The organism is Flavobacterium facile (assembly GCF_036321945.1).
Lineage (GTDB): Bacteria > Bacteroidota > Bacteroidia > Flavobacteriales > Flavobacteriaceae > Flavobacterium > Flavobacterium facile.
Map to the genome: position 1 here is coordinate 1 of NZ_JAZAYT010000001.1, position 1,068 is coordinate 1,068.

At 39.0% G+C, this 1,068-nt stretch carries 1 pseudogene; it reads right to left on the minus strand.

Going from position 1 to position 1,068, the window contains the following annotated elements:
* Window positions 1–1,068, minus strand: a pseudogene (locus UEQ13_RS00005) (hypothetical protein); the annotation flags it as partial.

Here is a 1,068-nt window from a genome sequence, read left to right on the forward strand (position 1 = left end):
TGTTATTAAATGTAGCTATCCATTCAAATGTAGCACCTGGAACAGTTGAATTATTAGCTATTAAAACAGCTAAATTCATATTATCGCCATTACATATAGAATAATCAGCTATTTGAGTGATAAATTGAGGAGTAGGTCTTACATCAATTGTCATAGTCTGTGTAGTAACACATCCTTGTCCAGCTGTTGGTGTAAAAGTATATAACGTTGGTACTAAATTATTCATGTTTGGTGACCATGAACCCGAAATCCCATTCGTAGATACTGATGGCAATTGAGATAAATTATCTCCTGCACATATTGGTGCAACTTGAACAAATGTTGGCACAATTGAAGGCAATTGAGCTGTATTACTAAATAAAACTGACGCACTTGATGTACATCCACCATTTGTTGCTGTAACTGTGTAACTCGAACCAACTGTCATCCCTGAAATCAAACCTCCTGCTCCAACTGTTGGACCTGGTGTTGAAAAAGTATACGTGTTTGAAGCGCTATAATTAGAAATCGTTGAACTTCCTGCTACAGAACATGTTGCTGGTGTTGTTGTGATTGTTGGAACTGCTGGTGATATTAACTGAGCACCGTTACTAAATGATACTGATGACAATGAAGTACATCCACCATTTGTTGTTGTAACTGTGTAACTCGCACCAACTGTCATCCCTGAAATCAAACCTCCTGCTCCAACTGTTGGACCTGCCGTTGAAAAAGTATACGTGTTTGAAGCGCTATAATTAGAAATCGTTGAACTTCCTGCTGCAGAACATGTTGCTGGTGTTGTTGTGATTGTTGGAACTGCTGGTGTTATTAACTGAGCACCGTTACTAAATGATACTGATGACAATGAAGTACATCCACCATTTGTTGTTGTAACTGTGTAACTCGCACCAACTGTCATTCCTGAAATCAAACCTCCTGCTCCAACTGTTGGACCTGGTGTTGAAAAAGTATACGTGTTTGAAGCGCTATAATTAGAAATCGTTGAACTTCCTGCTGCAGAACATGTTGCTGGTGTTGTTGTGATTGTTGGAACTGCTGGTGTTATTAACTGAGCACCGTTACTAA